This is a genomic window from Novosphingobium sp. PY1 (assembly GCF_017312445.1).
Lineage (GTDB): Bacteria > Pseudomonadota > Alphaproteobacteria > Sphingomonadales > Sphingomonadaceae > Novosphingobium.
Map to the genome: position 1 here is coordinate 1 of NZ_BLTI01000017.1, position 20,316 is coordinate 20,316.

The 20,316-nt window shown below is 62.6% G+C and carries 17 protein-coding genes; 9 read left to right on the plus strand and 8 right to left on the minus strand.

Going from position 1 to position 20,316, the window contains the following annotated elements:
- Positions 1-195: 195 nt before the first annotated feature.
- The gene (locus J3474_RS20880; protein ID WP_242528523.1) at positions 196-888 is read right to left on the minus strand and encodes a TetR/AcrR family transcriptional regulator; all 693 of its coding nucleotides are present in this window, start codon (positions 886-888) and stop codon (positions 196-198) included.
- On the opposite strand from J3474_RS20880, the gene J3474_RS22820 reads away from it, so the two are divergent.
- The 3 genes from J3474_RS22820 to J3474_RS20900 all read left to right on the plus strand — a co-directional run bounded on the left by J3474_RS22820 (position 863) and on the right by J3474_RS20900 (position 6,073).
- Positions 863-3,445 carry an alginate export family protein gene (locus J3474_RS22820; protein ID WP_242528524.1) on the plus strand — a complete coding sequence of 861 codons (2,583 nt, stop codon included), beginning with the start codon at positions 863-865 and terminating at the stop codon, positions 3,443-3,445. The two genes, J3474_RS20880 and J3474_RS22820, sit on opposite strands and share 26 nt — an antisense overlap.
- A 94-nt stretch (positions 3,446-3,539) precedes the next feature.
- Positions 3,540-4,775, plus strand: coding sequence for an MFS transporter (locus tag J3474_RS20895; protein WP_242528525.1), 1,236 nt, complete (start codon positions 3,540-3,542; stop codon positions 4,773-4,775).
- Positions 4,775-6,073 (plus strand): MFS transporter, encoded by a 1,299-nt coding sequence (locus J3474_RS20900; protein ID WP_013836681.1) that lies wholly within the window; start codon positions 4,775-4,777, stop codon positions 6,071-6,073. Before J3474_RS20895 ends, J3474_RS20900 begins: the two co-directional genes overlap by 1 nt.
- Before the next feature lie 48 nt (positions 6,074-6,121).
- Here J3474_RS20900 and J3474_RS20905 read toward each other — a convergent pair whose 3' ends face one another.
- From J3474_RS20905 to J3474_RS20915, 3 genes are read right to left on the minus strand one after another with little or no spacing between them, the layout of a single operon-like run.
- Complete coding sequence (locus tag J3474_RS20905; protein WP_207095479.1) at positions 6,122-6,418, minus strand: putative quinol monooxygenase; 297 nt, start codon at positions 6,416-6,418, stop codon at positions 6,122-6,124.
- Positions 6,419-6,422: 4 nt separating this feature from the next.
- Entirely contained in the window at positions 6,423-6,725 is a 303-nt protein-coding gene (locus J3474_RS20910; RefSeq protein WP_207095480.1) for a putative quinol monooxygenase, read from the minus strand.
- An 11-nt stretch (positions 6,726-6,736) separates the two neighbouring features.
- On the minus strand, positions 6,737-7,291 hold the full coding sequence (locus tag J3474_RS20915) for a nuclear transport factor 2 family protein (RefSeq protein ID WP_013836684.1): 555 nt from the start codon (positions 7,289-7,291) through the stop codon (positions 6,737-6,739).
- Between the two features lie 286 nt (positions 7,292-7,577).
- Here J3474_RS20915 and J3474_RS20920 point away from each other — a divergent pair, with 286 nt between their 5' ends.
- The 3 genes from J3474_RS20920 to J3474_RS20930 all read left to right on the plus strand — a co-directional run bounded on the left by J3474_RS20920 (position 7,578) and on the right by J3474_RS20930 (position 13,249).
- Positions 7,578-10,070, plus strand: coding sequence for a TonB-dependent receptor (locus tag J3474_RS20920; protein WP_013836685.1), 2,493 nt, complete (start codon positions 7,578-7,580; stop codon positions 10,068-10,070).
- Between the two features lie 112 nt (positions 10,071-10,182).
- Positions 10,183-12,333, plus strand: a complete 2,151-nt coding sequence (locus tag J3474_RS20925; protein ID WP_242528526.1) for a PQQ-dependent dehydrogenase, methanol/ethanol family — start codon at positions 10,183-10,185, stop codon at positions 12,331-12,333.
- Between the two features lie 151 nt (positions 12,334-12,484).
- Positions 12,485-13,249 carry a siderophore-interacting protein gene (locus tag J3474_RS20930; RefSeq protein ID WP_242528527.1) on the plus strand — a complete coding sequence of 255 codons (765 nt, stop codon included), beginning with the start codon at positions 12,485-12,487 and terminating at the stop codon, positions 13,247-13,249.
- Between the two features lie 3 nt (positions 13,250-13,252).
- On the opposite strand, the gene J3474_RS20935 is transcribed toward J3474_RS20930, so the two are convergent.
- The 3 genes from J3474_RS20935 to J3474_RS20945 are packed head-to-tail and all read right to left on the minus strand — an operon-like array spanning position 13,253 to position 14,929.
- Positions 13,253-13,750, minus strand: coding sequence for a prolyl-tRNA synthetase associated domain-containing protein (locus J3474_RS20935; protein ID WP_232512347.1), 498 nt, complete (start codon positions 13,748-13,750; stop codon positions 13,253-13,255).
- 22 nt (positions 13,751-13,772) lie between these two features.
- The gene (locus J3474_RS20940) at positions 13,773-14,246 is read right to left on the minus strand and encodes a nuclear transport factor 2 family protein (protein ID WP_051009932.1); all 474 of its coding nucleotides are present in this window, start codon (positions 14,244-14,246) and stop codon (positions 13,773-13,775) included.
- A 32-nt stretch (positions 14,247-14,278) separates the two neighbouring features.
- On the minus strand, positions 14,279-14,929 hold the full coding sequence (locus J3474_RS20945) for a TetR/AcrR family transcriptional regulator (RefSeq protein ID WP_242528528.1): 651 nt from the start codon (positions 14,927-14,929) through the stop codon (positions 14,279-14,281).
- A gap of 309 nt (positions 14,930-15,238) precedes the next feature.
- On the opposite strand from J3474_RS20945, the gene J3474_RS20950 reads away from it, so the two are divergent.
- Complete coding sequence (locus J3474_RS20950; protein ID WP_207095482.1) at positions 15,239-17,572, plus strand: TonB-dependent receptor; 2,334 nt, start codon at positions 15,239-15,241, stop codon at positions 17,570-17,572.
- Between the two features lie 90 nt (positions 17,573-17,662).
- Here J3474_RS20950 and J3474_RS20955 read toward each other — a convergent pair whose 3' ends face one another.
- On the minus strand, positions 17,663-19,177 hold the full coding sequence (locus J3474_RS20955; protein ID WP_207095483.1) for a tetratricopeptide repeat protein: 1,515 nt from the start codon (positions 19,175-19,177) through the stop codon (positions 17,663-17,665).
- A 17-nt stretch (positions 19,178-19,194) separates the two neighbouring features.
- On the opposite strand from J3474_RS20955, the gene J3474_RS20960 reads away from it, so the two are divergent.
- Together J3474_RS20960 and J3474_RS20965 are read left to right on the plus strand one after the other, a co-directional pair.
- Positions 19,195-19,512 carry a putative quinol monooxygenase gene (locus J3474_RS20960; protein ID WP_207095484.1) on the plus strand — a complete coding sequence of 106 codons (318 nt, stop codon included), beginning with the start codon at positions 19,195-19,197 and terminating at the stop codon, positions 19,510-19,512.
- The gene (locus J3474_RS20965) at positions 19,509-20,300 is read left to right on the plus strand and encodes an SDR family oxidoreductase (RefSeq protein WP_207095485.1); all 792 of its coding nucleotides are present in this window, start codon (positions 19,509-19,511) and stop codon (positions 20,298-20,300) included. Before J3474_RS20960 ends, J3474_RS20965 begins: the two co-directional genes overlap by 4 nt.
- The last annotated feature ends 16 nt before the right edge of the window (positions 20,301-20,316 follow it).

Sequence of the window (20,316 nt, forward strand, 5' to 3'; positions counted from 1 at the left end):
CGCGATCCCTTGGACATACCGATACGGCCCGAACGCCACACCTCGAATTCGATCGCAACGCTGCGTAAAATGCTGACCACAGCAGTGGCGCGACGCCTGACACGATGTCCATGCTGCGCCAGAATGAACGAGTCATTTGTGACGCAGTAAGACTATTTGCCTTTCAGGTGATGTACGGTGTGCTCAACAACACGGTCATAGGACCCGATCCGGCTTGACCCGTTCCTGGTCAATATCCGGATGGGATTGCACGCGTTCGAGATAGGCCTTGGCAAGGCTGTTGGCATTGCGCCGGAACGGTTCCCATGCCTCGGGCGAATCGAGGCTGACCTTGAAGGCCGAACGGAAGAACGTTTCCTGTTTCTGGAAGCGTTCGACCTGCTTGGCCATCAATTTCGGCAGGATTTCTTCAAAAGGCAGCGAACGCACCATGCTTTCGAGCATGGGGCCCGATTCGGCGGCTGCGAAGATCATAACGGCCTTGAAAAGCGTGATCTTGTCGGGAAAGCGCGAGTAGAAGGCACCCGTAGAACAGCCGGCCGCCGCACAAATTTCATGGATGCTGACATCGTCGAAGGGGACCTTGCGAGCGATCCGCAAGGCTTCCTGGATCAGACGATTGCGCAAGGTGCGGCTGCGGGCCTGAAGTGTCGGTATTACCCCGACTTTCGTCAGGTTTTCCTCAATGTCGAATGTCGCCTCCCCGTCAGCCATGCCGAGTGGGATCGCCGATCTGTACGTCCTTGTCCAGCTGAATGAAACAGAATGCGACTCGGATTCGCATTGACGAGACCTCAGACTCGATGATAGATCGGCAGCAACCGGCTCAATGCCGCGTTCGATTGTGGAGGAGAGGAACCTGATGTTTTCCGAATCGCGCATGCCCATGCTCAACCGGCGCAACATGCTGCGCACCGCAATGGCGCTGACTGCCAGCGGCATGATTGCAGCCCCGGTCATGTCCCTGGCCGCAACGGCAGGCGGACCCGAGACCAAGACTGCCAAGGGCGCCAAGCTCGTCCTGCTTGGCACCAAGGGAGGACCTCGGGTTGGCGGCAAGCGCTCAAATCCGGCAAATGCCCTCGTCGTGGACGGCAACGTTTATGTCATCGACACCGGTATGGGCGTGACTTCGCAAATCGTGAAGGCAGGGCTCAATCTGTCCGATATTCGCGCGATCTTCATTTCGCACATGCATTCGGATCACGAGCTCGAATTCGGCAATCTCGTTTACAACATTTGGGCAGCCGGTGTGCTGCGTCGCCCGATCGACGCCTATGGCCCAGCGGGCATGGAGGCCCTTGCCGCGGACTACTGGCACCTCAACCGCGAGGACATCCGCATTCGCATGGCCGACGAAGGCAAGCCGCACCCCGGCACGTTCCTGCGTCCTCACGATTTCCGCCAATCGCAGGGCACGGTCATGTCGGCAGACGGCGTGACGGTTACCGCCTTCACGACGCCGCACCCGCCGATGGAGAACCTCGCCTACCGGTTCGAGACGCCTTACGGCTCGGTCGTCTATTCCGGCGACACCGCCTACAATCCGGCGCTGGCCGATTTCGCCAGGGGCGCCGATGTGCTGGTGCACGAAGTGCTCTACGTCCCGGGTGTCGATGCGCTGGTGAAGCGCGCCAACGGGTCAGCGGCATTCCGCAACCACATTCTCGAAAGCCACACGGCAGCCGAGCAGGTCGGCATGATCGCCAAGCGCGCGGGCGTGAAGAAGCTGGTGCTGAGTCACTTCGTGCCCGGAGACATGGATTGGATCACCGATGACATGTGGCGCGACGAAGCCGCCAAGCACTTACAAGGGCGAGATCGTGGTCGGTCGCGACCTGATGGAAATTCCGCTCGGTTAAGCAAAGCCAGGGACATGACCAAGCGTAACCGGACACACCCGCTACGCGATCGAAGCCTGTCCACGGTTCTGATGTTCGGTCTCACGGTGCCGGGCTGCGCTTTCGCAGCCACGGCCGGAGCCGAGCGGCAGGGGCCTGTGCAGCCGATCGCCGAAGCGACTCCTTCCAATGCCAGGGCCGCAGCCGCGCCATCGGCGCGCGACCCGCTGAAATCGCCTTATCCTGCGCAAGCCGATGGGCAGGGGCCGCGCACCGGCCCCAATTATACGATGCTGCGCGGTGCGGAGGACTGGCGGTTCCTGGCCAATCCCAAGGCGAAGCGCGACTGGGCATCGCCGCTCAAGTATATCCCGCTTGATGGCAATGGCGACATTTCCCTGTCGCTGAACGGCGACCAGCGCACCAGCGTCAGCGTTTCGACGCGGCCGCTGCTAAGCGATTCCACGGAGCGCATCGAAATCCTCTCGCGTACCACCCTGGGGGCTGACCTGAGGATAGGCCCGGCGGTGCGGGTCTATGGCGAACTCGCATCGGGACATATCTCCGGCAAGAACGAAACCCGTCACCTTGCCAACTTCGAGAACGACCTGGTCGTTCAGCAACTCTTCGCCGAGGTGCGCGCTCCTGTGGCATCGGGCCTGGCGCGCGTCACGATCGGCCGGCAGGAATTCTTCGACGGTCCGCGCTTCATCATCAGCCTGCGCGACAACCCGAACATCCGAGTCTCGATGAACGGCGCGCGGCTGTCGATGGACTGGAAGCGCTTCCGCTTCAGTGCGTTCTATTTCGAGCCGACCGATCCGGGCAACGGCTTCCTCGATGACGGTATCGGCAATGGCGAGACGCTGACCGGCGCTTACGGCAGCTTTCTGCTTACCGGCGAGGGCGATGCCGGGAAGGGACGGATCTTCTTCGATCCGTTCTATTACCACTTCGAGGACACCGACCGGAAGCTTGGCCCGATCAGCGGCAAGGACCGGCGCGAGACTTATGGTGCGCGGCTGTGGGGCTCGCGCGGCAACCTGTCCTTCGACTGGGCGGCGATCAAGCAGGACGGCCGCTTTGCCGGTCGGCGTGTCGATGCCTGGGCGGTGAGCACCAACCAGTCGCTGGGGCTGGGGAAGGGCAAGTCGGCGCCGCGCCTGGGTTTTCATGCCGACTATGCCTCGGGTGGCGGAACCTATGATGGCGCCGGCAAGGTCGGCTCCTTCAATTTCCTCTACAATGCCACGGTGATCTTCAGCGACGACAACTTCGTCGGCGCGATCAACACCATGGGTGTTGCGCCCACGATCAGCTTCTCGCCCACGCGCAGACTGCAGGTGAGCGCCGAATGGGGATCCTACTGGCGCCCGAACGAGAACGACGCGGCCTATCGCGGCAATGCACAGGCCTATGCCGGCACGCAGAACGTTGCCGGGAAGCACGTGGCGAACATCGCGCGCCTCAAGGCCAACTGGTCTCTCAACCCCCACGTCGCCCTGGCCGGCATGGTCAATTATGCCGATGCCGGTAAGGTCTTACGCCGCGCAGGTTATGGCGATAACCTGTTCGTGAAGACGATGTTGACCTTGCGGTTCTGACGCCGTGATCGGTCCGGTATTCCTGCTTGCCATGCCGGCTGGAGTGCTGGGCCGCCTCCCGTCGGCTGGGCTGCCGGCGGGAGAGGTATACGGGGTGATCCTGAGCAAATTCCGCGGCGTCCAACTCATCCTGGGTTGCGCCATGGCCCTATTTGCAGGCGGCATTGCGTTCCAGACGTTGAGCTTCTCGATGCCCGGGCTCGTGCATGACTGGAACCTTGCCGAAAGCCTGATCGGGCCTCTTCTCAGCGCAGCCATTTTCGGCCTCTTGCTTGGCTACCTTTTCATAGCCCCCCTGGCCGACCGGCTGGGACCGCGTGCAGTGGTCTGCCCGGCCATGCTTGGCCTTGCCGCGTCAATGGGGATCTGCCTCGTCGCACCGAATGTCGAAATCCTTATCCTTGGACGGGTTCTTGTCGGCATTGCCATTGGCGCGGCGTTCCCCTGCGCCGTATCGGCGGCCAGCCAGCACGGTCCCCAGCGGTGGCGCGGTGCGCAGGTCGTCGGGATCTATGTTGCCTATTCCATGGGTTTTCTTGCCGCAGGGCTGGCAAGCGCCTGGCTTGTTCCCCTGTACGGCTGGCGCGCAGCCTGGGGGTTGAGCCTGCCGGCTGCCCTGATCGCGGCGGCCCTCTTGTGGCATGCGCTTCCCGCGCGCCTGCCTCACGCGCCGCAATCGCGTCCTCTCGCATCCCTGTTCGCGTCCGACCTGCGGCAGGGCACCTTGCTGTTCTGGCTGATGTGCTCCTTCGGGCTCGGTCTCTTTTACGCCGTGCAGGGCTGGCTACCCTTGCTCGCTGCACGCGAGGGCATGACCTATGCCGATGCAGTGACGGCTGCCAACCTGTTTACCGTGGGCAATGCCGTCGGCGCCGTGCCGATGATCTGGTGGGCCGATCGCATGGGCCCCTTCCGGGCGCTTGTTTGCGTAAGCGCAATCGGCCTTGCTGGCATCGTCCTGCTGGGACTGAGCGCAGGGGAGGGCGGCAAGCCGTTTCTGCTTGCCGCGGTGCTTGCCGGCATCGGCATAGGTGGCGGCCAGAAGGGCATGATTGCGGCGGCATCCCAGTTCTATCCCTCCCAGTTGCGTTCGACAGGCATCGGCTGGGCCCTCGGCCTGGGCCGGTTCGGTGCGCTTTGCGGACCGCTGCTGATCGGTTTCGTGACGATGCACGACGTTGCCGGCAGTACGGCCTTGCTCAGCCTCGCGCTTCCTGTGCCGGCGATCATGCTCGCCGCTTTCTGGCTCGACAGGACTTATGGCCGGATCGACCGCGCCGCAGACCAGCAATCGCCGCAGCAGGCGATGCCCAACGATCAAGTGAGATGATGACCAAAGACCCTCAGTCCATCCTGTCCCAAGGCGCGATGCGGCCGCTGCAGATTGCAGCCGTGGCGCTGTGTATCCTGCTCAACGCACTTGACGGCTTCGACGTGCTGGCGATCAGCTTCGCATCGCCGGGCATTGCCAGCGAGTGGGGCATCGACCGAGCCGCCCTCGGCCTTGTCCTGTCGATGGAACTGATCGGCATGGCAGTCGGCTCGCTGGTGCTGGGCAACGTTGCCGATCGCATCGGACGCCGACCGACCGTGCTGGGCTGCCTGGTCATCATGGCCGGGGGCATGGGCATGGCGACACTCGCCAATTCCGTCTTCGAGCTTTCCCTCATCCGTCTTGTCACCGGGCTCGGCATTGGCGGCATGCTTGCCTGCACCAATGCGCTGGTCGCCGAGTTCTCGAACGATCGCCACCGTAACCTGGCCGTGGCGATCATGGCGGCGGGCTATCCCATGGGGGCTATCATCGGCGGTTCCATCGCGACCAATCTGCTTGCCGATGGACACTGGCGTGACGTGTTTACCTTCGGGGCGGTCATCACGGCGGTATTCCTGCCGATCGCCTGGGTACTGCTGCCGGAATCGATCGGCTATCTCGCGCAAAAGCGCGGCCCCAATGCGCTTGAGCGGATCAATGTCACCCTGCATCGCCTCGGGCATGACATCGCACAGGCGCTTCCGCCCGTGCCTGAGAAGGCGCCCAAGGTTTCGATCGCGCAGCTGTTTGCGCCGGGCCTCGCGCGCGTCACGATATTGCTGACGCTCGCTTACTTCTGCCACATCATGACCTTCTACTACATCATCAAGTGGATCCCGAAGATCGTGGTCGACATGGGTTACGTCGCGTCGAAGGCCGGCGACGTGTTGGTCTGGGCCAATGTCGGCGGCCTGCTCGGCGCCTCGCTGCTGAGCCTGCTGACGTACCGCTTCGGCGTTCGCGCGCTGGTGATCGCGGCAATGCTGGCTTCGACCGTGCTCGTTTCGCTGTTCGGGCAGGAACAGGAAACGCTCACTGGCCTGGCGATGGTGGCAGCGGCGGCGGGGTTCTGCACGAATGCGGCGGTGGTCGGTCTCTATGCCCTGTTTGCCAAGGGTTTTCCAACTTCGGTGCGAGCCGGCGGTACGGGCTTTGCCATCGGTATAGGCAGGGGCGGCGCCGCGCTTGGCCCGATTGTTGCGGGCCTGCTGTTCAATGCCGGACTGGGGCTGGGTTACGTTTCCCTGCTCATGGCGATGGGCTCACTCATCGGCGCGGGCGCGCTGCTGTTCCTGAAAGAGCAGGGCGAGTAAGTTCCGGCCCGGCAATCTTCTTTCCAGAGACTGCCGGGCAATCCCCGCCTAGCCGAGCGAAGTGTGGAAAGTGAGTTCCATGTCCTGTGCCAGGCATTCCAGGATGCCGGGGACCAGGCGATCATGGAAGTCGATGTGCATGTGCTTGTCGAAGGCAGCCTCGTCGCGGAAGGTGGCGACGACGTGGAACAGGTCGGGATCGTCTTGCGACTGGAGGAATTCGTAGACCAGCGCATCGGGTTCATGTTCGAAGACGAGGCTCTTCAGCTCCGCCTGCAATTCGATCATGCGCTCGCGCATTTCCGGCTTGGTGCGCAGACGCGCGATGAAGCTCTTGCCAGCCATCGCTTCAGCCTTTCCGATGCGGTTCGAGATCGAACAGCAGCTCGCGCTCGTAACTGCCGTCCATGCAGCCGACGATGCGTTCGATCAGATCCTTGTTGTGGTCGTATTCCATGTGCGCCTTGTCGGCGGCTTCATCGACGAAGCTTTCGTACACGGCGAACATGCCCGGCTCACCTAGACGGAAAAATTGGTAGTGCAGTGTTCCCGGTTCCTGCTTGGAAAGCTCTTCCATCTGCCGTGCCATGGCTATGAAGTCGTCTTGTCTTTCGTCCTTGATGCGAAAACGGGACAGGAAGCTGAAGGCCATGTACTCTCTCCTCAGGCGCGGCCGCGCGATTTTTCGTAGGCGATCCACGATGGCAGGTGTTCGGGGAAGTCACCGGGGGCCGGTGTGTCGTAGGCCCGATTGCGATCGGGCTTGAGCAGGATATCCGGGTACTCGGACAAGGGGACGTAATAGAGGAAGGAAATGACGCGCTCGGCGAACTTCCAGCCCTGATCGGTATGACGGTAGCGGTCTGCGTAACGTATCGCGGCAACCATCATCTGGCCCTTGCGCATCAGTTCGGCATGGCCCGAAACGCGACCGGTCGCCTCCCGGGAGCCGTCGCCCGCGAAATCGATCTGTATGTCGTGCATGAAATGGTGGCCCGGGCCCAGGACATCGAAGCGACCATGATACTGTTCGATGATGTCATCGGCACCCTTGGCATACATGACACCGTCGGCGGACCTGAGGATGCCGTCTTCGGTGAACAGCGAGCGTACGGATTCGATCAGGCGATCGTCTATATCGAAGCTGTAATGGGCGATGAGCTGCCGGATCTGCGATTCGGCTTCGAGCCTCGCGACGCGGGCCTCCAGTCCATCCATTCGTTGCTCTCCCGGGCCTTCGCCGAGGCGGTCGCTGCCACCGGCATGGTCTTCACGGCAGCATAGGCAAGTGCAGAATAAAAACAATCATGAATGCATCATATCTGGCGTCTGGTGCTCGCCCATGCGGTGCATCGCCGGGGAGGATCGCAGCCTGACTGATGCGGCAAAGGCACACTTCGCCCTAACGCCAATAAAAACAAACATGATTGATTGCTTCACGAAAAAATCCTGTTATCCAGTCAGTCAACTCGCAAACAATGGCGAGGCCACAAGGAGAGAGCGAATGCTGACTAAGAGGCTCTATGGGTCAACATGTGCGCTGGCACTGATTACGGGAATGCTGGCCAGCCCCGCCTGGGCGCAGGATGCAACCGGTAGCGCGGGCGCTCAGGATGCGGCGCAACCGGCCAAGTCGCAAGCGACGTCCACCGGTCTGGCCGAAATCGTCGTGACCGCTACCCGCCGCGCTACCGACCTCCAGTCGACCCCGGTATCGGTGTCGGCGGTCGACAGTTCCCTGATCCAGCAGGCGAGCCCGCGCGACCTTGGCGATCTCGCCGCGTTCGTGCCGAACTTCTCTGCCGCGACGATCGCAAACTTCAACGCGGCCAGCTTTGCCATGCGCGGCGTGGGCCAGACCTCGATCATCGTATACTTCGAACCGCCGGTTGCAGTTCTCGTCGACGACTTCGTGGTTCCCTCGGTCCAGACCCAGTTGCTCGACACCTTCGATGTCGCCCAGGTCGAAGTCCTGCGCGGTCCGCAGGGCACACTGTTCGGCAAGAACACGACGGGCGGCGTCGTCACCGTGCGCACCAAGAAGCCGATCATCGATTACGTAGGCGTCGAAGGCCGCATGGAATTCGGCGATTTCGGCGAGAAGAAGATCCAGGCCGCCATGAACGTGCCGATCAGCGACTTCGCCGCCGTGCGGCTTGTTGGCGGGTACGAGAAGTCTGACGGCTATTACAAGAACGGGGCCTGCTATGGCCCTGTGACCGGGTTCGTGACCAACAAGTTCGAAGGCTCGACGGGATGCCTCGACAACGCGACGCTGGGCGGCAAGGATGTCTGGCAGGCCCGCGCCAAGCTGCTGGTCGAACCGACACCCGAACTCAGCGCGCTGTTCCAGTACGAATGGATTCGCGACCGCTCCGAAGTGGTTCCCTCGGTCAACGAGAACTATCTTTATACCGGTAGCAATGCGTTCCTTACCGATCTGCTCGGTCTGACCGATCCCAATGCGCAGGGAACCGATCCGCTGGATCGTGCCGCCTATACCGGCCGCAACGACGCGCTTCTCTATATGGGCAAGGGGCAGCGGATCTCGGTGGACGGCATCTATGCCAACATCGAATACAATGCCGACTTCGGTACTTTCACCTCGGTGTCAGGCTATCGCTTCCAGCGCTCGCGCATTCCGAATTCCTACGCCGGCGCGACGGCTGAGGGCAGCGACGGGCAACTGCTCTCGTTCTTCGACGCAACCCGCGATGACGACCGCAAGACCTGGCAGCAGGAACTGCGCTTTGCTTCGGACTTCCAGGGTCCGTTCAACTTCGTTGCCGGCGGTTTCTACCAGCGTGACAAGATCGACTTCTGCGTCTCGCAGATCCTCGGCTTCCTCGACCTGACGTCGGGTCCGCTGCCGTTCGGTGAGTGGAACAACACGCCTTACCTGCTATGCAACGCGCAGAAGGCCAAGTCGCGCGCTCTGTTCTTCGAGGGCACTTTCAAGTTCAATGACAAGCTGACCCTTTCGGCCGGTGCGCGTTATACCTGGGACGACAAGACCTGGTACGGCCGCCAGCAGACTTTCATCCCGGCGCTGGGCGGGGGCTTCGATCCCACGCTGACGATCGAGCACGCGCTTGACGCCAGCGTCTACAACTATCCCGCCGGCGTCGTCACCGTATCGGACAAGTGGCGCGAACCGACCTACCGCGCGAGCCTGAGCTACCAGGCTACCGATGACCTCTTCGTCTACGGCACCTATTCGCACGGCTACAAGGGCGGCGGCTTCAACGACCAGATCGGCGGCTTCGCGGCTTTCGGCGAAGATCTCGACGCGTTCCGTGCCGCTGCCCGTGCCACGGATCCGGAAAAGGCCGACAGCTACGAACTGGGCTTCAAGTCGCAGTTCCTCGACAATCGCCTGCGGTTCAATGCGACCGCCTTCTACGTGAAGTACCAGGACCTTCAGAAGCAGCTCAACGTGCCGATCGAGGTCAACGGCCAGCCCAACCAGGTGACGCTGTTCGTCAATGCGGCCAGCGCGACCGTGAAGGGCCTCGAAGTCGAAGCGCAGGCCAATCCGGTGGAAGGCCTGACCCTGCGCGGCGTGCTGGGCTACCAGGACGGCAAGTACAATTCGTATACCGCGGACAATGCCGGATACGATCTCTCCTCTGCTCCTCTCGACCGTGCGCCGAAGTGGCAGTGGACGCTCGACGGTACCTACAGTGTGCCGCTCGGCGATGCCTACAAGATCACTTTCAACGGCAATGTCGCCTATAGCGGGCGTAACCTGAATACCCAGGCGATCGACGATCCGCTGGGCAATACCTTCCTCAATTCCCGGACGCTCGTGAACGCTTCGATCACGCTCGCCCAGGCGGACGACAAGTACTATATCCGCGCCGTCGGCAAGAACCTGACCGACAAGCGCTATCGAGTGGCGGTCCAGAACGTGGCCGGCCTGTGGCTGAACTCGCAATACGGCGCACCGCGCTACTTCGGTGTCGAACTGGGCGTGAAGTTCGGTCAGTACCAGTAAGGATCATGGGGCCCTGCCGTCATCGCGGCGGGGCCCCTTTTCCTTTTTTGCGTCGCAAAGGAAGAGGCCGCGTCCGGCTTTGTGCAGGCAAACGGCCCGAGAGAGGATGAGCGTGAAACATACCCCCCGCCATGCCGCCCCGCGCCTCATGCTGGTGGCTGCCCTGGCTCTTGCCCTGACTTCCTGCAAGGGCGGCAGCGCGCAGGACGCGGGCGGCGCAGAGGCGGACCAGCAATGGCTCGCCCAGCTCGACGATGGCAGCGACGGCAAGGACTGGCCCGCCTTCGGGCGGACCTACGGGGAGCAGCATTACAGCCCGCTCAACCAGATCAATGACGGTAACGTCGATCAGCTGGGCCTTGCCTGGTCCGTCGATCTCCCGCCGGGCAATCCGGCGACCGGGCCGATCGAGGTGGGCGGGACCGTCTATCTGGCAAGCGGCTACAGCGTCGTGCGCGCAATCGATGTCGAAACCGGAAAGGTGAAATGGACGTACGATCCCCGCGCGCCCGAAGCGTCCGGCATCAAGCTGCGGCAGGGCTGGGGCAGTCGCGGTATCGCCTACTGGAACCACAAGGTCATCACCGCGACGCAGGACGGCCGCCTGATCGCGATCGACGAGAAGACCGGCAAGCCTGTCTGGACTGCCGAAACCTTCGGCAAGGACGATCCCTTGTTCATCTCCGGCCCGCCCCGGGTCTTCGACGGCAAGGTGATCATCGGTAACGGCGGTTCGGATGAAAGCCCGGTGCGCGGCTTTGTCACCGCATGGGATGCCGATACGGGCAAGTTCCTCTGGAAGTTCTACACGGTTCCGGGCAACCCCGCAGACGGGTTCGAAGACGACGCCATGAAAATGGCGGCCAAGACATGGTCCGGCGACTGGTGGAACTATGGCGGTGGAGGCAGCGTCTGGAACGCCATTACCTATGACAAGGCCAACGACCAGATCCTGATCGGCACCGGCAACGGGGCGCCGTGGAACCACAAGATCCGCTCGATGGGCAAGGGCGACAACCTGTTCGTCTGCTCGATCGTCGCGCTCGATGCCAAGACCGGCAAGTACAAGTGGCACTACCAGATCAACCCGGGCGAGAGCTGGGACTTCAATGCCTCGATGGATATGGAGCTGGCCGATCTGGAAATCGACGGAAAACCCCGCCAGGTGGTCATGACGGCGCCAAAGAACGGCTTTTTCTACGTTATCGACCGCAAGGACGGAAAGCTGATTTCGGCCGAGCCCTTCGTCGAGGTAACCTGGGCGAGCAAGATCGACCTGAAGACGGGCCGCCCGATTGAGAAGCCCAATGTCCGATACGAGAATGGCCCGGTGACCTTCAAGCCGACCCCGATCGGCGCGCATAGCTGGATGCCGATGGCGTTCAGCCCCAAGACCGGACTGACCTACATTCCGGCCATCGATCTGCAGGTGACCTACGACGACACCGGAATTACGCGCGAGAACTTCAAGTGGTCCGGCGGTATGGGCCTCTCCCCCGGGGTGGGCTATTCGATCGGCGATGCCGGGAAGAAGATCACCGGCTGGCTGGTCGCCTGGGACCCTGTCGCGCAAAAGGCGCGCTGGAAAATCCCGATGGAGGTGCATCTCAACGGCGGGATCATGGCAACGGGCGGCAATCTCATTTTCCAGGGCAGGCCAGACGGCGGCTTCTCGGCCTACAATGCCGAAACCGGCAAGCGCCTGTGGAACTTCGATGCCAAGGCGGGCGTCGTTGCGCCTCCCATCACCTACAGAGTCAAGGGGAAGCAATATGTGACGGTCGTCGCCGGGATCGGGACGAGCGCCGGACTTTTCGGTCCGATGTTCGCCAAGTACGGCATCGACTATCGCACCCAGCAGCGCCGCGTTCTGACCTTCGCGCTGGGCGCAAAGGGAACCTTGCCCCCCAAGACGCCCTACAAGCCGGTCGCTTTCGACGATCCCGGCTACACGCCCGATACCGCTTTGGGGCAGAAGGGTGAGCGCATTTTCAACGTTCGCTGCGCCGTCTGCCACGGTACCGCTGCGATCGGCGGCGGTACCGCGCCCGACTTGCGCACGTCGGCGATCCCTTCCGACCCTTCCGCCTTCGCGTCGGTGGTGAAGGACGGGGCACTCGTGCCCAATGGCATGCCCCAGTTCGGGGAATTCACGCAGGCCGACCTCGCCGGACTGCGCCAGTACATCCGTTCGCGCGCGGAGGTGCTGCGCAAGGGCAGCAAGGAAGATGTCGCCGGATCGGTCATGAAGCCGGGGGATTGATCCCCCGGTGGACGGACGGGCACGCGATAAGTTTGGCGAGGCCGAGATCATAATTGGTTACGAACGCGCCGCGTGAGGGCGGCCGCGATTGCAATGTACCGGCCGGTCCCTATCCCTTGCTGCAAATTGATCGCAACAAGGAGTCTTTCGCGTGGCCAGACCTGCACCCCGTCAGATGACCGTCGTTTCCAGCCGCATGGTTTCACCCTCGCTTCTGCGTGTCACACTGGGCGGTGAAGGCATGGCCGGCTATCCCGAAGGGAGTGCCGGCGGCTACGTTAAGTTCATGTTTCCCCCGGCTCCCGGAGCGATGAAGCCGACCGTGCGGACCTACACCATCCGCAACCAGCGCGAGGGCGAGATCGATATTGATTTTGCATTGCATGGAGCCGGCGAAGGTCATGCGGGCCCTGCCACCGCATGGGCTCTGCAGGCCCGGCCCGGGCAGACCGTCGAGCTTGGCGGTCCGGGGCCTGCGAAGCCGCTACCCTCGGGTCTCGATTTCTACATCGTGGCGGGCGACATGACGGCTTTGCCCGCCATCGGTGTCAACCTCGAAGCGCTCGACCGCGATGCCAGGGGCATTGCCATTATCGAGATCCAGAGCGAGTCGGACAAGCAGGCCATCGATGCGCCCGAAGGTGTCACGGTAACCTGGCTGGTGAACCCGGTGCCGGGCTCGCAGCCCGACCTGCTGGTCGATGCGGTGCGCGCTGTTGCCTGGCCCGAGGGCAAGGTCTACGCTTGGGCCGCGAGCGAATTTACGGCGATGCGCGGGATGCGCCAGTACCTGCGGACCGAGCGCGGTCTCGGTCCGGCCGAGCTCTACATCTCCAGTTACTGGAAACAGGGCCTCAACGAGGACGATCACCGCAGTGTGAAGCGTGAGGACATGGAGGCAGCCGGAGAAGGCTGATCCTCAATCTTCGGTCTGGAGCGATAGCACGATGGGCGGGTGATCCCACCGCTCCAGCGCTGCGACGAGGTCGGCCGTGCGAAGGGACAGCGTCGCTGTATTGCGCAAGGGGTGCACGTTGATCGTTTCCTCCGGCGCGAATGCCGCGTCCAGCACGACGGTGACCAGCCCCGCCCGATCGTTGAAGGCGGCGAGCGGGGTGACCGCCCCGGGGATCACGTCCAGCAGTTCCTTCATCGCGCCCGGCTTGCCGAAAGAAAGGCGGCCCGCGCCGAGCCGGGAAGCGATCAACTTGAGGTCCGCGCGTTCTTCTCCCGGCATGGTGATGAGCCAGTAGCGGCCTGCCTTGTCCTTCAGGAACAGGTTCTTGGTGTGATAACCGGGGATATGCCCGGTCACCTCGGCGCTGTCCTCTACCGTTGCCACGGCAACATGATCGTGGACGGTGAAGCTGACCCCAGCGCCCTCGAGGTCGGCCAGCAGGGCATGTTCGCTGTTCAAGACAATTGCGCCGCCGGTGGCTTCAGTGCCGCTCGGGCCAAAGCGCGGTGAGGGCGATCTTGCGGAACTTCCAGCGACCGTCCTCGCGCACATATTCGTCGTCATAGCGGCCGATGAGGAAGAGTGGATTGTCGTGCCCGCCTCGCGTGGCGAATGGCGATGCCGCAGTCTGGCGGGTTATGAGGTCGAGCAGGAGGCAATGTCCCTTGGCAGTATCGGGGCCGGTCAATGTGATCGAGTGGTTGGCGATCAGGTGCAGGGTGTCCAGAGGTCCCTGGCAATGCTGCCAGGTCTGTCGAAACAGCTCGATCACCGCGTCGGCTCCTTCGAAGCTGCCGCCGTAAGCCGCGGGATAGGCGCATACGATATCGCTCGCGAAGTTTTGCCTGACGGCCTCTTCATCGATGGTGTCGAAACCGGTCGAATAGGCGATGCGCAGTTCGCGAATGGCTTCGCGCGCGGAAAGTTCTGCCAGATTGATTTCAGTCTGGGTCATTTCAGGTTTTCTCCCGTTTGCGCCTTGCGGCGTCATGTGCTGCCTGCTTGTGATGCCAGTTCATTCAGCAGTTTCTGGATCTCGATGAGTTTGCGCAGGTATTCTTCCCGGTCATCTCCCAGAAGTACCAGTGCTGCGGTTTTCAGGAAGCAGGCGTGCAGTTCCAGACGGCATTGCGGGCTGTCGCAGGCTCCCAGCGACCAGCGGCGATAGACAAGAAATTCGTGCATCACGTGTTCGCGGGCGAGTTGCTCGATGTCGAGGTCGTCGCGTACCCGATGTTCTGCCTTCATTACCGCGTACCACGCCATGAGGCGATTGTAGGCCACTGAGGTCAGTTCCCGCACCTCGAGTTGCCGTTGCTCGGATGCGAACACGAAACCGACGACAACCCGGGCATAGAGTGTGTCGCGTTCCATTTCGCTGACCATCCAGTCCAGCTCCGAGAAGACGACATCGAGCGTGTAGGTCTGCTTGCGGCGGGCGATGTGCTCGCGCACTTCCTTCATGCGATCGACGACGGTGGCGCACACGACGCCGTCCTTGTCCCCGAACAGCCGATAGATCGTACGCTGCGCGACTTGTGCCTCCAGCGACAGGCGCCGGATCGTCAGGCTGGTCACCCCGCCTTCGCCAAGGATGCGGTGCGCGGTGTCGACGATGCGCTTTCGCCGCTCGCGCATGGCAGGACTGGTGTAGCGACGCCGAATCGATGGCATTTTTTTCGCGGGCTGTTTTCGCGCTGCAGCATCGCGTTCTGGCACTGCGTTTCCTTTTGCCGTTCTGCCGTTTTCTACGAGCGTAAGTGCGCCCAAAGCAATCCCCTCTTGTCTGCCTGCCGTTGCGATGCGGCAAAAAAAGATCATACATGTTTGTATTTTTTCTCTTCACAAAAATGAACATGTGCACTCATTTATAGGAGCCGCACGAAAAATGGCGCGGTGATTCGAACTGCCGCAACAGCAAGGCAGTCGATGGATGAGGGGAACGTTATGATCGGCAACAAACACCTGAATTGCGCCCTGAAACTGCTTGTCACCGGTCTGCTCGCTTCGGCAAGCACGACAGCCCTGGCGCAGACGGCGCCTGATTCCGCAGGCGGCGAAGGCGGGGGTGCCCCGCAGAAGGCAAGCGGCCTTGAGGAAATCATCGTGACCGCAAGGCGCGTCTCGGAGTCGCTTCAGGATACCCCGGTCGCGGTTTCGGCCTTCACGGCCTCGGCTATCGACAACAAGTTCGCAACCGACATCCGCGGACTTGCCGGCGACGTGCCGAACGTGGTCATCACCAATGTCCCGGGCTTCAACGCCGCCTCGATCGGCATTCGCGGCCAGTCCACCGGCGACATCATCCTGACTTTCGAGCCGGCCGTTGCGGTCGTCGTCGATGACTTCGTGCTTGCCCATGTGCAAACCCAGCTCTTCGACCTCTTCGATATCGACCGCATCGAAGTCCTGCGCGGACCGCAGGGAACACTGTTCGGCAAGAACACCGTCGGCGGCGTCGTCAACGTGATCACCAAGCGCCCCGAACCGGGCTTCAGCGGAGAGGTCCGTCTGGGCTATTCCAGCTTCAATACCAAGGACGTGAAGGCGGCGATCAACATCCCCTTCACCGACAACCTCTATTTCCGCGCTGCCGGTTCGTTCCAGGAGAGCGACGGCTATTACCACCTGACAAAGAACAACGACGTCGACGGTATCCAGGGCGTCCCGGGTCGTGGACAGCGCTGGGGCGGATCGAAGTATTTCAGTGGCCGCGCCAAGCTGCTGTGGGAGCCGACCGCCGACACCAACATCATGGCCACTTATGAGATCCTGCGCGATCGCGGGGATTCTCCGCCCTCGGTGAACGAGACGCCGCCGGGCTTCCTGTTCGATGTCTTGGGCTTCCCGGGCATCCAGACGACCGGCGCCAGCCCCTTCGATACCGGCACGACCCTATGCCAAGGTTCGGCCACGGCAGCGACCTGTCCCGGCACCCTGAGCGGGCACCGCATCGATGTGGACGGGCTGTACCTGCGCGGCGAGCACACTCTTGAAGGCGCGGGCACGATCACCGTGGTCGGCGGCTGGCGCCGGGTGAAATCGTCGCTGCCATCAGACTACACCGGTGAGAACGCCTACCTGTTCGTCTCCACCCGCGACGATACGCGCAAGCAGTACAGCGTCGAGGCACGATTCTCCTCGGACTTCTCCGATCGTATCAAATTCACGGTCGGCGCGATGTACTGGGGCCAGAAGATGGACGCCAATGCGACCAGCTTCCTTGGCTTCCTGCGCTTCCTCGGCGATCCGACCGCGCTCACCGATCCCAACCTGTCGACGGCCAACTACAAGGTTGATTCCTATGCGGTATTCGGTGAGGCGGAATACAAAGTGGCCGATCCGTTCTCGATCTTCGTCGGAGCGCGCTACACCAAGGAGAACAAGAGCTTCGCGGTGCAGCCGCAGGTTCGCCGTTCGCTGGTCGAAACCGGGTTCTGGCCGCAGTATACCGACAGCGCCAAGTTCGATCGCCCTACCATGCGCGCGGGCTATCGCTGGGAAATCGCGCCGGGGATCAACAACTATTTCACCTATAGCCAGGGCTACAAGTCGGGCGGTTACAACGAACAGGCGATGTCGGCCACGTCCGCGCTGCCTTTCAAGGAAGAAACCGCTGACAGCTTCGAGTTCGGCCTGAAGACGGAAACGGCGGATCGCGTCCTGCGCGTCAACCTTGCCGCCTTCTACGTGAAGTACAACGATCTCCAGCGAGATGCCGTCGTTCCCTTCATCGATCCGATCTCCGGTCTGCCGGGACAGGAGACCCGCACCACCAACGCTGGCAAGGCGAAGGTCTACGGTCTTGAAGTCGAGGCGTCGGCTGCCCCCACCGAGGGGCTGACGCTCGGTGCCGCGCTCGGCTGGCAGCGAGCCAAGTACCTCGAGTTCTTTACCGATGTGGATGGCGATGGCACCAATGACGATGCGTCCTATCTTCACTTGCGCAATGCGCCCAAGTGGACGCTCAGCGGCAATGCCCGTTACGAATTCCCGCCGGCGGAATGGGGTACCATCGCGCTGAGTGCCGATGTGAACTACCAGTCGGAATTCGAATCCACGACGCTCAATGCAGATTACTCGCAGGGCGAGGCGCGGACCCTGGTCGGGGCGAGCATCGCCTGGACCGATCCCGGCGACAGGTATCGCATCGCCATATTCGGTCGCAACCTGCTGGATGAAGTCTATCGCGTTTCGGCCAACTCGGTTGCCGGCCTGTTCAACTTCACGAACTACGCACCGCCGCGCTCCTTCGGCGTCGAAGGCTCGGCGAAGTTCTGATCGATGGTGCCGGGGGCCTCTCCTTGCCTCAGCGCCAGCGGTCGTCCCCCGGGGCGGATCCCGTTCCCGCCCCGGGGGAGTGCCTTTGCGCTATCGCAGGCGATGCGGCTGGCCGACGCCAGCCGGCACGAGATCGAAGGCAAAGCTGACGCGTTCCTCACTGCCGCCGAAAGGCATCGTGGCGTGCCAGAGGTAGGAGGGAAACAGGATCATGCGGCCCGCGCGAGGTTGCATCACATGCGTCGGGCCGCCACCGCCAAGTTCACGCGGAAGGATACCGATGGCGAAGGCGCCTTCGTCGCAGCTATCTGCGGGGGTCGTGTATTCGGGGTAATAGACCCCGGAAATCCAGTTTGGCGCATGAATATGCGCGCCGACTTCTCCACCGGGGCGCAGGATCGTGCCCCACAGGGTCAGGCTCCATTCGGCAGGCAGGGCGCGGAGAAAGGGATGGTCGGTCGCCATTGCGGCAAGACGCGCGTGCTCGTCGGCAAGCCTCGCCGCAGCGAGGGCACACAGGGCCGCGATGGCGGGGCTCTGTGCCTTGGCCAAGTCGTCGCTCTGCCGTCCGCCGCGGGTTACCAGGCCTTCGGGTTCTTCGGTGAGCGAGGGTTGATTGCGCAGCTCATTGACGAGGTGGGCATTGAACTGGCGCAGATCGGCAAAGCCGGAAACGGCCTCGATGTCGTGCACCGTCACGAAACGGTCGGTCGCCATAAGCGCGTCGCGTTCCTTGGCGCGGCCCAGTCTTTCCAGCGCCGCGAGCGAGAGAGCAAGCGGCGTGGTGATCGACGGCGAGGCGCTCTGAAGGCAGCCGCTGACCTCCAGGGCATCTTCGAAACGCTGGGCGCGTATAAGCGCGCGGGTGAGATTTACGCCCAGCACGTGGCTGGGCGCAGCAGGATCGAAACCGGTGCGGAAGGCCTCGGCAGCGCCCCGGGCATCGCCTGCGGCTTCGCGCAGCAGCCCGAGCTGGTTCGTCGCGCGGACATGGCCGGGAAGGGCGTTCAGCACCTGCCGGGCGAGGGTTTCAGCCTCTTCCCGGCGGCCGAGCGCGGCAAGCGCATCGACAAGGTTGAGCGCGCTTTCGGCATGGCCGGGCCTTGCATCGAGCGCCAGCCGGTAATGGCGCGCGGCCTCTTCGTGCCGGCCGAGGCGGGAGAGCGCCACGCCCAGGTTGAGGTGCGCATCGGGATGGCCCGGTGCAGCCTTGAGCGCGGCTTCAAGTGTATCGACTGCCTCGCCGTATTGCTGCGCGGCGATCAGGCAGGAACCCAGGTTCGCCAACGTGGCCGCATGGCCCGGCCGCAGCTTGAGGGCTGCGCGAAAGGCGGCCAGGGCTTCGACGATGGCGCCCTTGTTCTTGAGCGCGACGGCAAGGTTCTGATGCCGGCCCGGATCGCCGGGATCGGCGTCGCGCGCTGCGGTGAAGGCGGCGATGGCTTCATCGCTCTCGCCCGTGCGCTGGGCAACGATGCCGGCCAGTGTCAGCGCATCCGCATCGCCCGGTGCGGTTTCCAGCAGCCGCGCAATCAGCGGCCTTGCCGCTTCCGGCTTCGGCCCCTGCGCCGCCCTTGCAGCTTCTTCCAGCAATTGCCCCCACATACGGAAAGGTCTCTCCCATGATTGGCGTCATCATGCATGTCCGCACCAAACCGGACAAGACGGAGCGCTTCATCGAGCTGATTACCCAGCTGCAGGAGGACGTACGCGCGAACGAGACGGAGACCCTGCTGTTCCAGGTCATGCGCTCCGAAACCGAGCCCAATGCCTTTGCCTTCACCGAGATGTTCACCAGTCACCAGGCGTGGAAGGACCACGCCAGCCGCCCTTACCACGTCGCGATGGCGGACGAAGGTTGGTCCTGCATCGACGGGGAGGCCGACATTCGCAGCTTCGAGCTGCTTGGAGATGCACCAGTTATGGGAGAGACTGCATGATCGGATCGCTTGTAGGACGCATTGCCCTTGTCACAGGATGCACCGGGGGGATCGGCAAGGAAACCAGCCGTGCCCTGGGGGCGGCGGGCGCCACGGTGATCGGGGCGGACCTGCCCGAGGACGGCGGCGGCTGGAACGAGGGCATCGAGTCCTCTGCCTATCACCGGCTGGACGTTACCGACGAGGCGTCCTGGCAGCATGTCATCGCCGCAGTCGAGCGCGATCACGGCAAACTCGACGTCCTTGTCCATGTCGCGGGCATCGTCGTCGTCGAGAAGCTCGAGAATACCTCGCTCGAACAGTGGCGCAAACAGATGGCGGTGAATGTCGACGGTGTGTTCCTCGGAACCAAGGTGGCCATCCCGCTGATGAGCCGCTCTGGACAGCAACTGCCGCATGGCGCGTCCATCGTCGTCATCTCCTCGGTCGCAGGCCTGATCGGTTCGCCGCTGCATACCGGCTATTGTGCGTCCAAGGGCGCGGTACGGCTGTTCGCAAAGGCCTGCGCAATGGAGTTCTCCGCTCTTGGCTACAAGGTGCGCTTCAACAGCGTTCACCCCAGCGGCGTGAAGACGGGTATGGTCGATCACATCCTGCAGCGCTTCGTCGAAAACGGCTTTGCCGAGAGTGTCGAACAGGCTGCCGAAGGCCTTGCCCCGGCCCATCCGATCGGGCGCATGGCCGAGCCCATCGACATCGCCAAGGCCGTGCGATTCCTCGCATCGGATGAATCGGGGTATATGCATGGATCGGAGCTCGTCGTGGACGGCGGCTACACCGCGCAGTGACCCCACTTCGCCGGTA

Bases quoted from the DNA above. Each gene is read 5' to 3' on its own strand.
- J3474_RS22820 (WP_242528524.1), top strand. From the start codon at position 863: ATGTTTTCCGAATCGCGCATGCCCATGCTCAACCGGCGCAACATGCTG.
- J3474_RS20940 (WP_051009932.1), bottom strand. From the start codon at position 14,246: ATGACCCAGACTGAAATCAATCTGGCAGAACTTTCCGCGCGCGAAGCC.
- J3474_RS20915 (WP_013836684.1), bottom strand. From the start codon at position 7,291: ATGGATGGACTGGAGGCCCGCGTCGCGAGGCTCGAAGCCGAATCGCAG.
- J3474_RS20900 (WP_013836681.1), top strand. From the start codon at position 4,775: ATGACCAAAGACCCTCAGTCCATCCTGTCCCAAGGCGCGATGCGGCCG.
- J3474_RS20880 (WP_242528523.1), bottom strand. From the start codon at position 888: ATGGGCATGCGCGATTCGGAAAACATCAGGTTCCTCTCCTCCACAATC.
- J3474_RS20955 (WP_207095483.1), bottom strand. From the start codon at position 19,177: ATGTGGGGGCAATTGCTGGAAGAAGCTGCAAGGGCGGCGCAGGGGCCG.
- J3474_RS20905 (WP_207095479.1), bottom strand. From the start codon at position 6,418: ATGGCTGGCAAGAGCTTCATCGCGCGTCTGCGCACCAAGCCGGAAATG.
- J3474_RS20960 (WP_207095484.1), top strand. From the start codon at position 19,195: ATGATTGGCGTCATCATGCATGTCCGCACCAAACCGGACAAGACGGAG.
- J3474_RS20945 (WP_242528528.1), bottom strand. From the start codon at position 14,929: ATGCGCGAGCGGCGAAAGCGCATCGTCGACACCGCGCACCGCATCCTT.
- J3474_RS20920 (WP_013836685.1), top strand. From the start codon at position 7,578: ATGCTGACTAAGAGGCTCTATGGGTCAACATGTGCGCTGGCACTGATT.
- J3474_RS20950 (WP_207095482.1), top strand. From the start codon at position 15,239: ATGATCGGCAACAAACACCTGAATTGCGCCCTGAAACTGCTTGTCACC.
- J3474_RS20965 (WP_207095485.1), top strand. From the start codon at position 19,509: ATGATCGGATCGCTTGTAGGACGCATTGCCCTTGTCACAGGATGCACC.
- J3474_RS20910 (WP_207095480.1), bottom strand. From the start codon at position 6,725: ATGGCCTTCAGCTTCCTGTCCCGTTTTCGCATCAAGGACGAAAGACAA.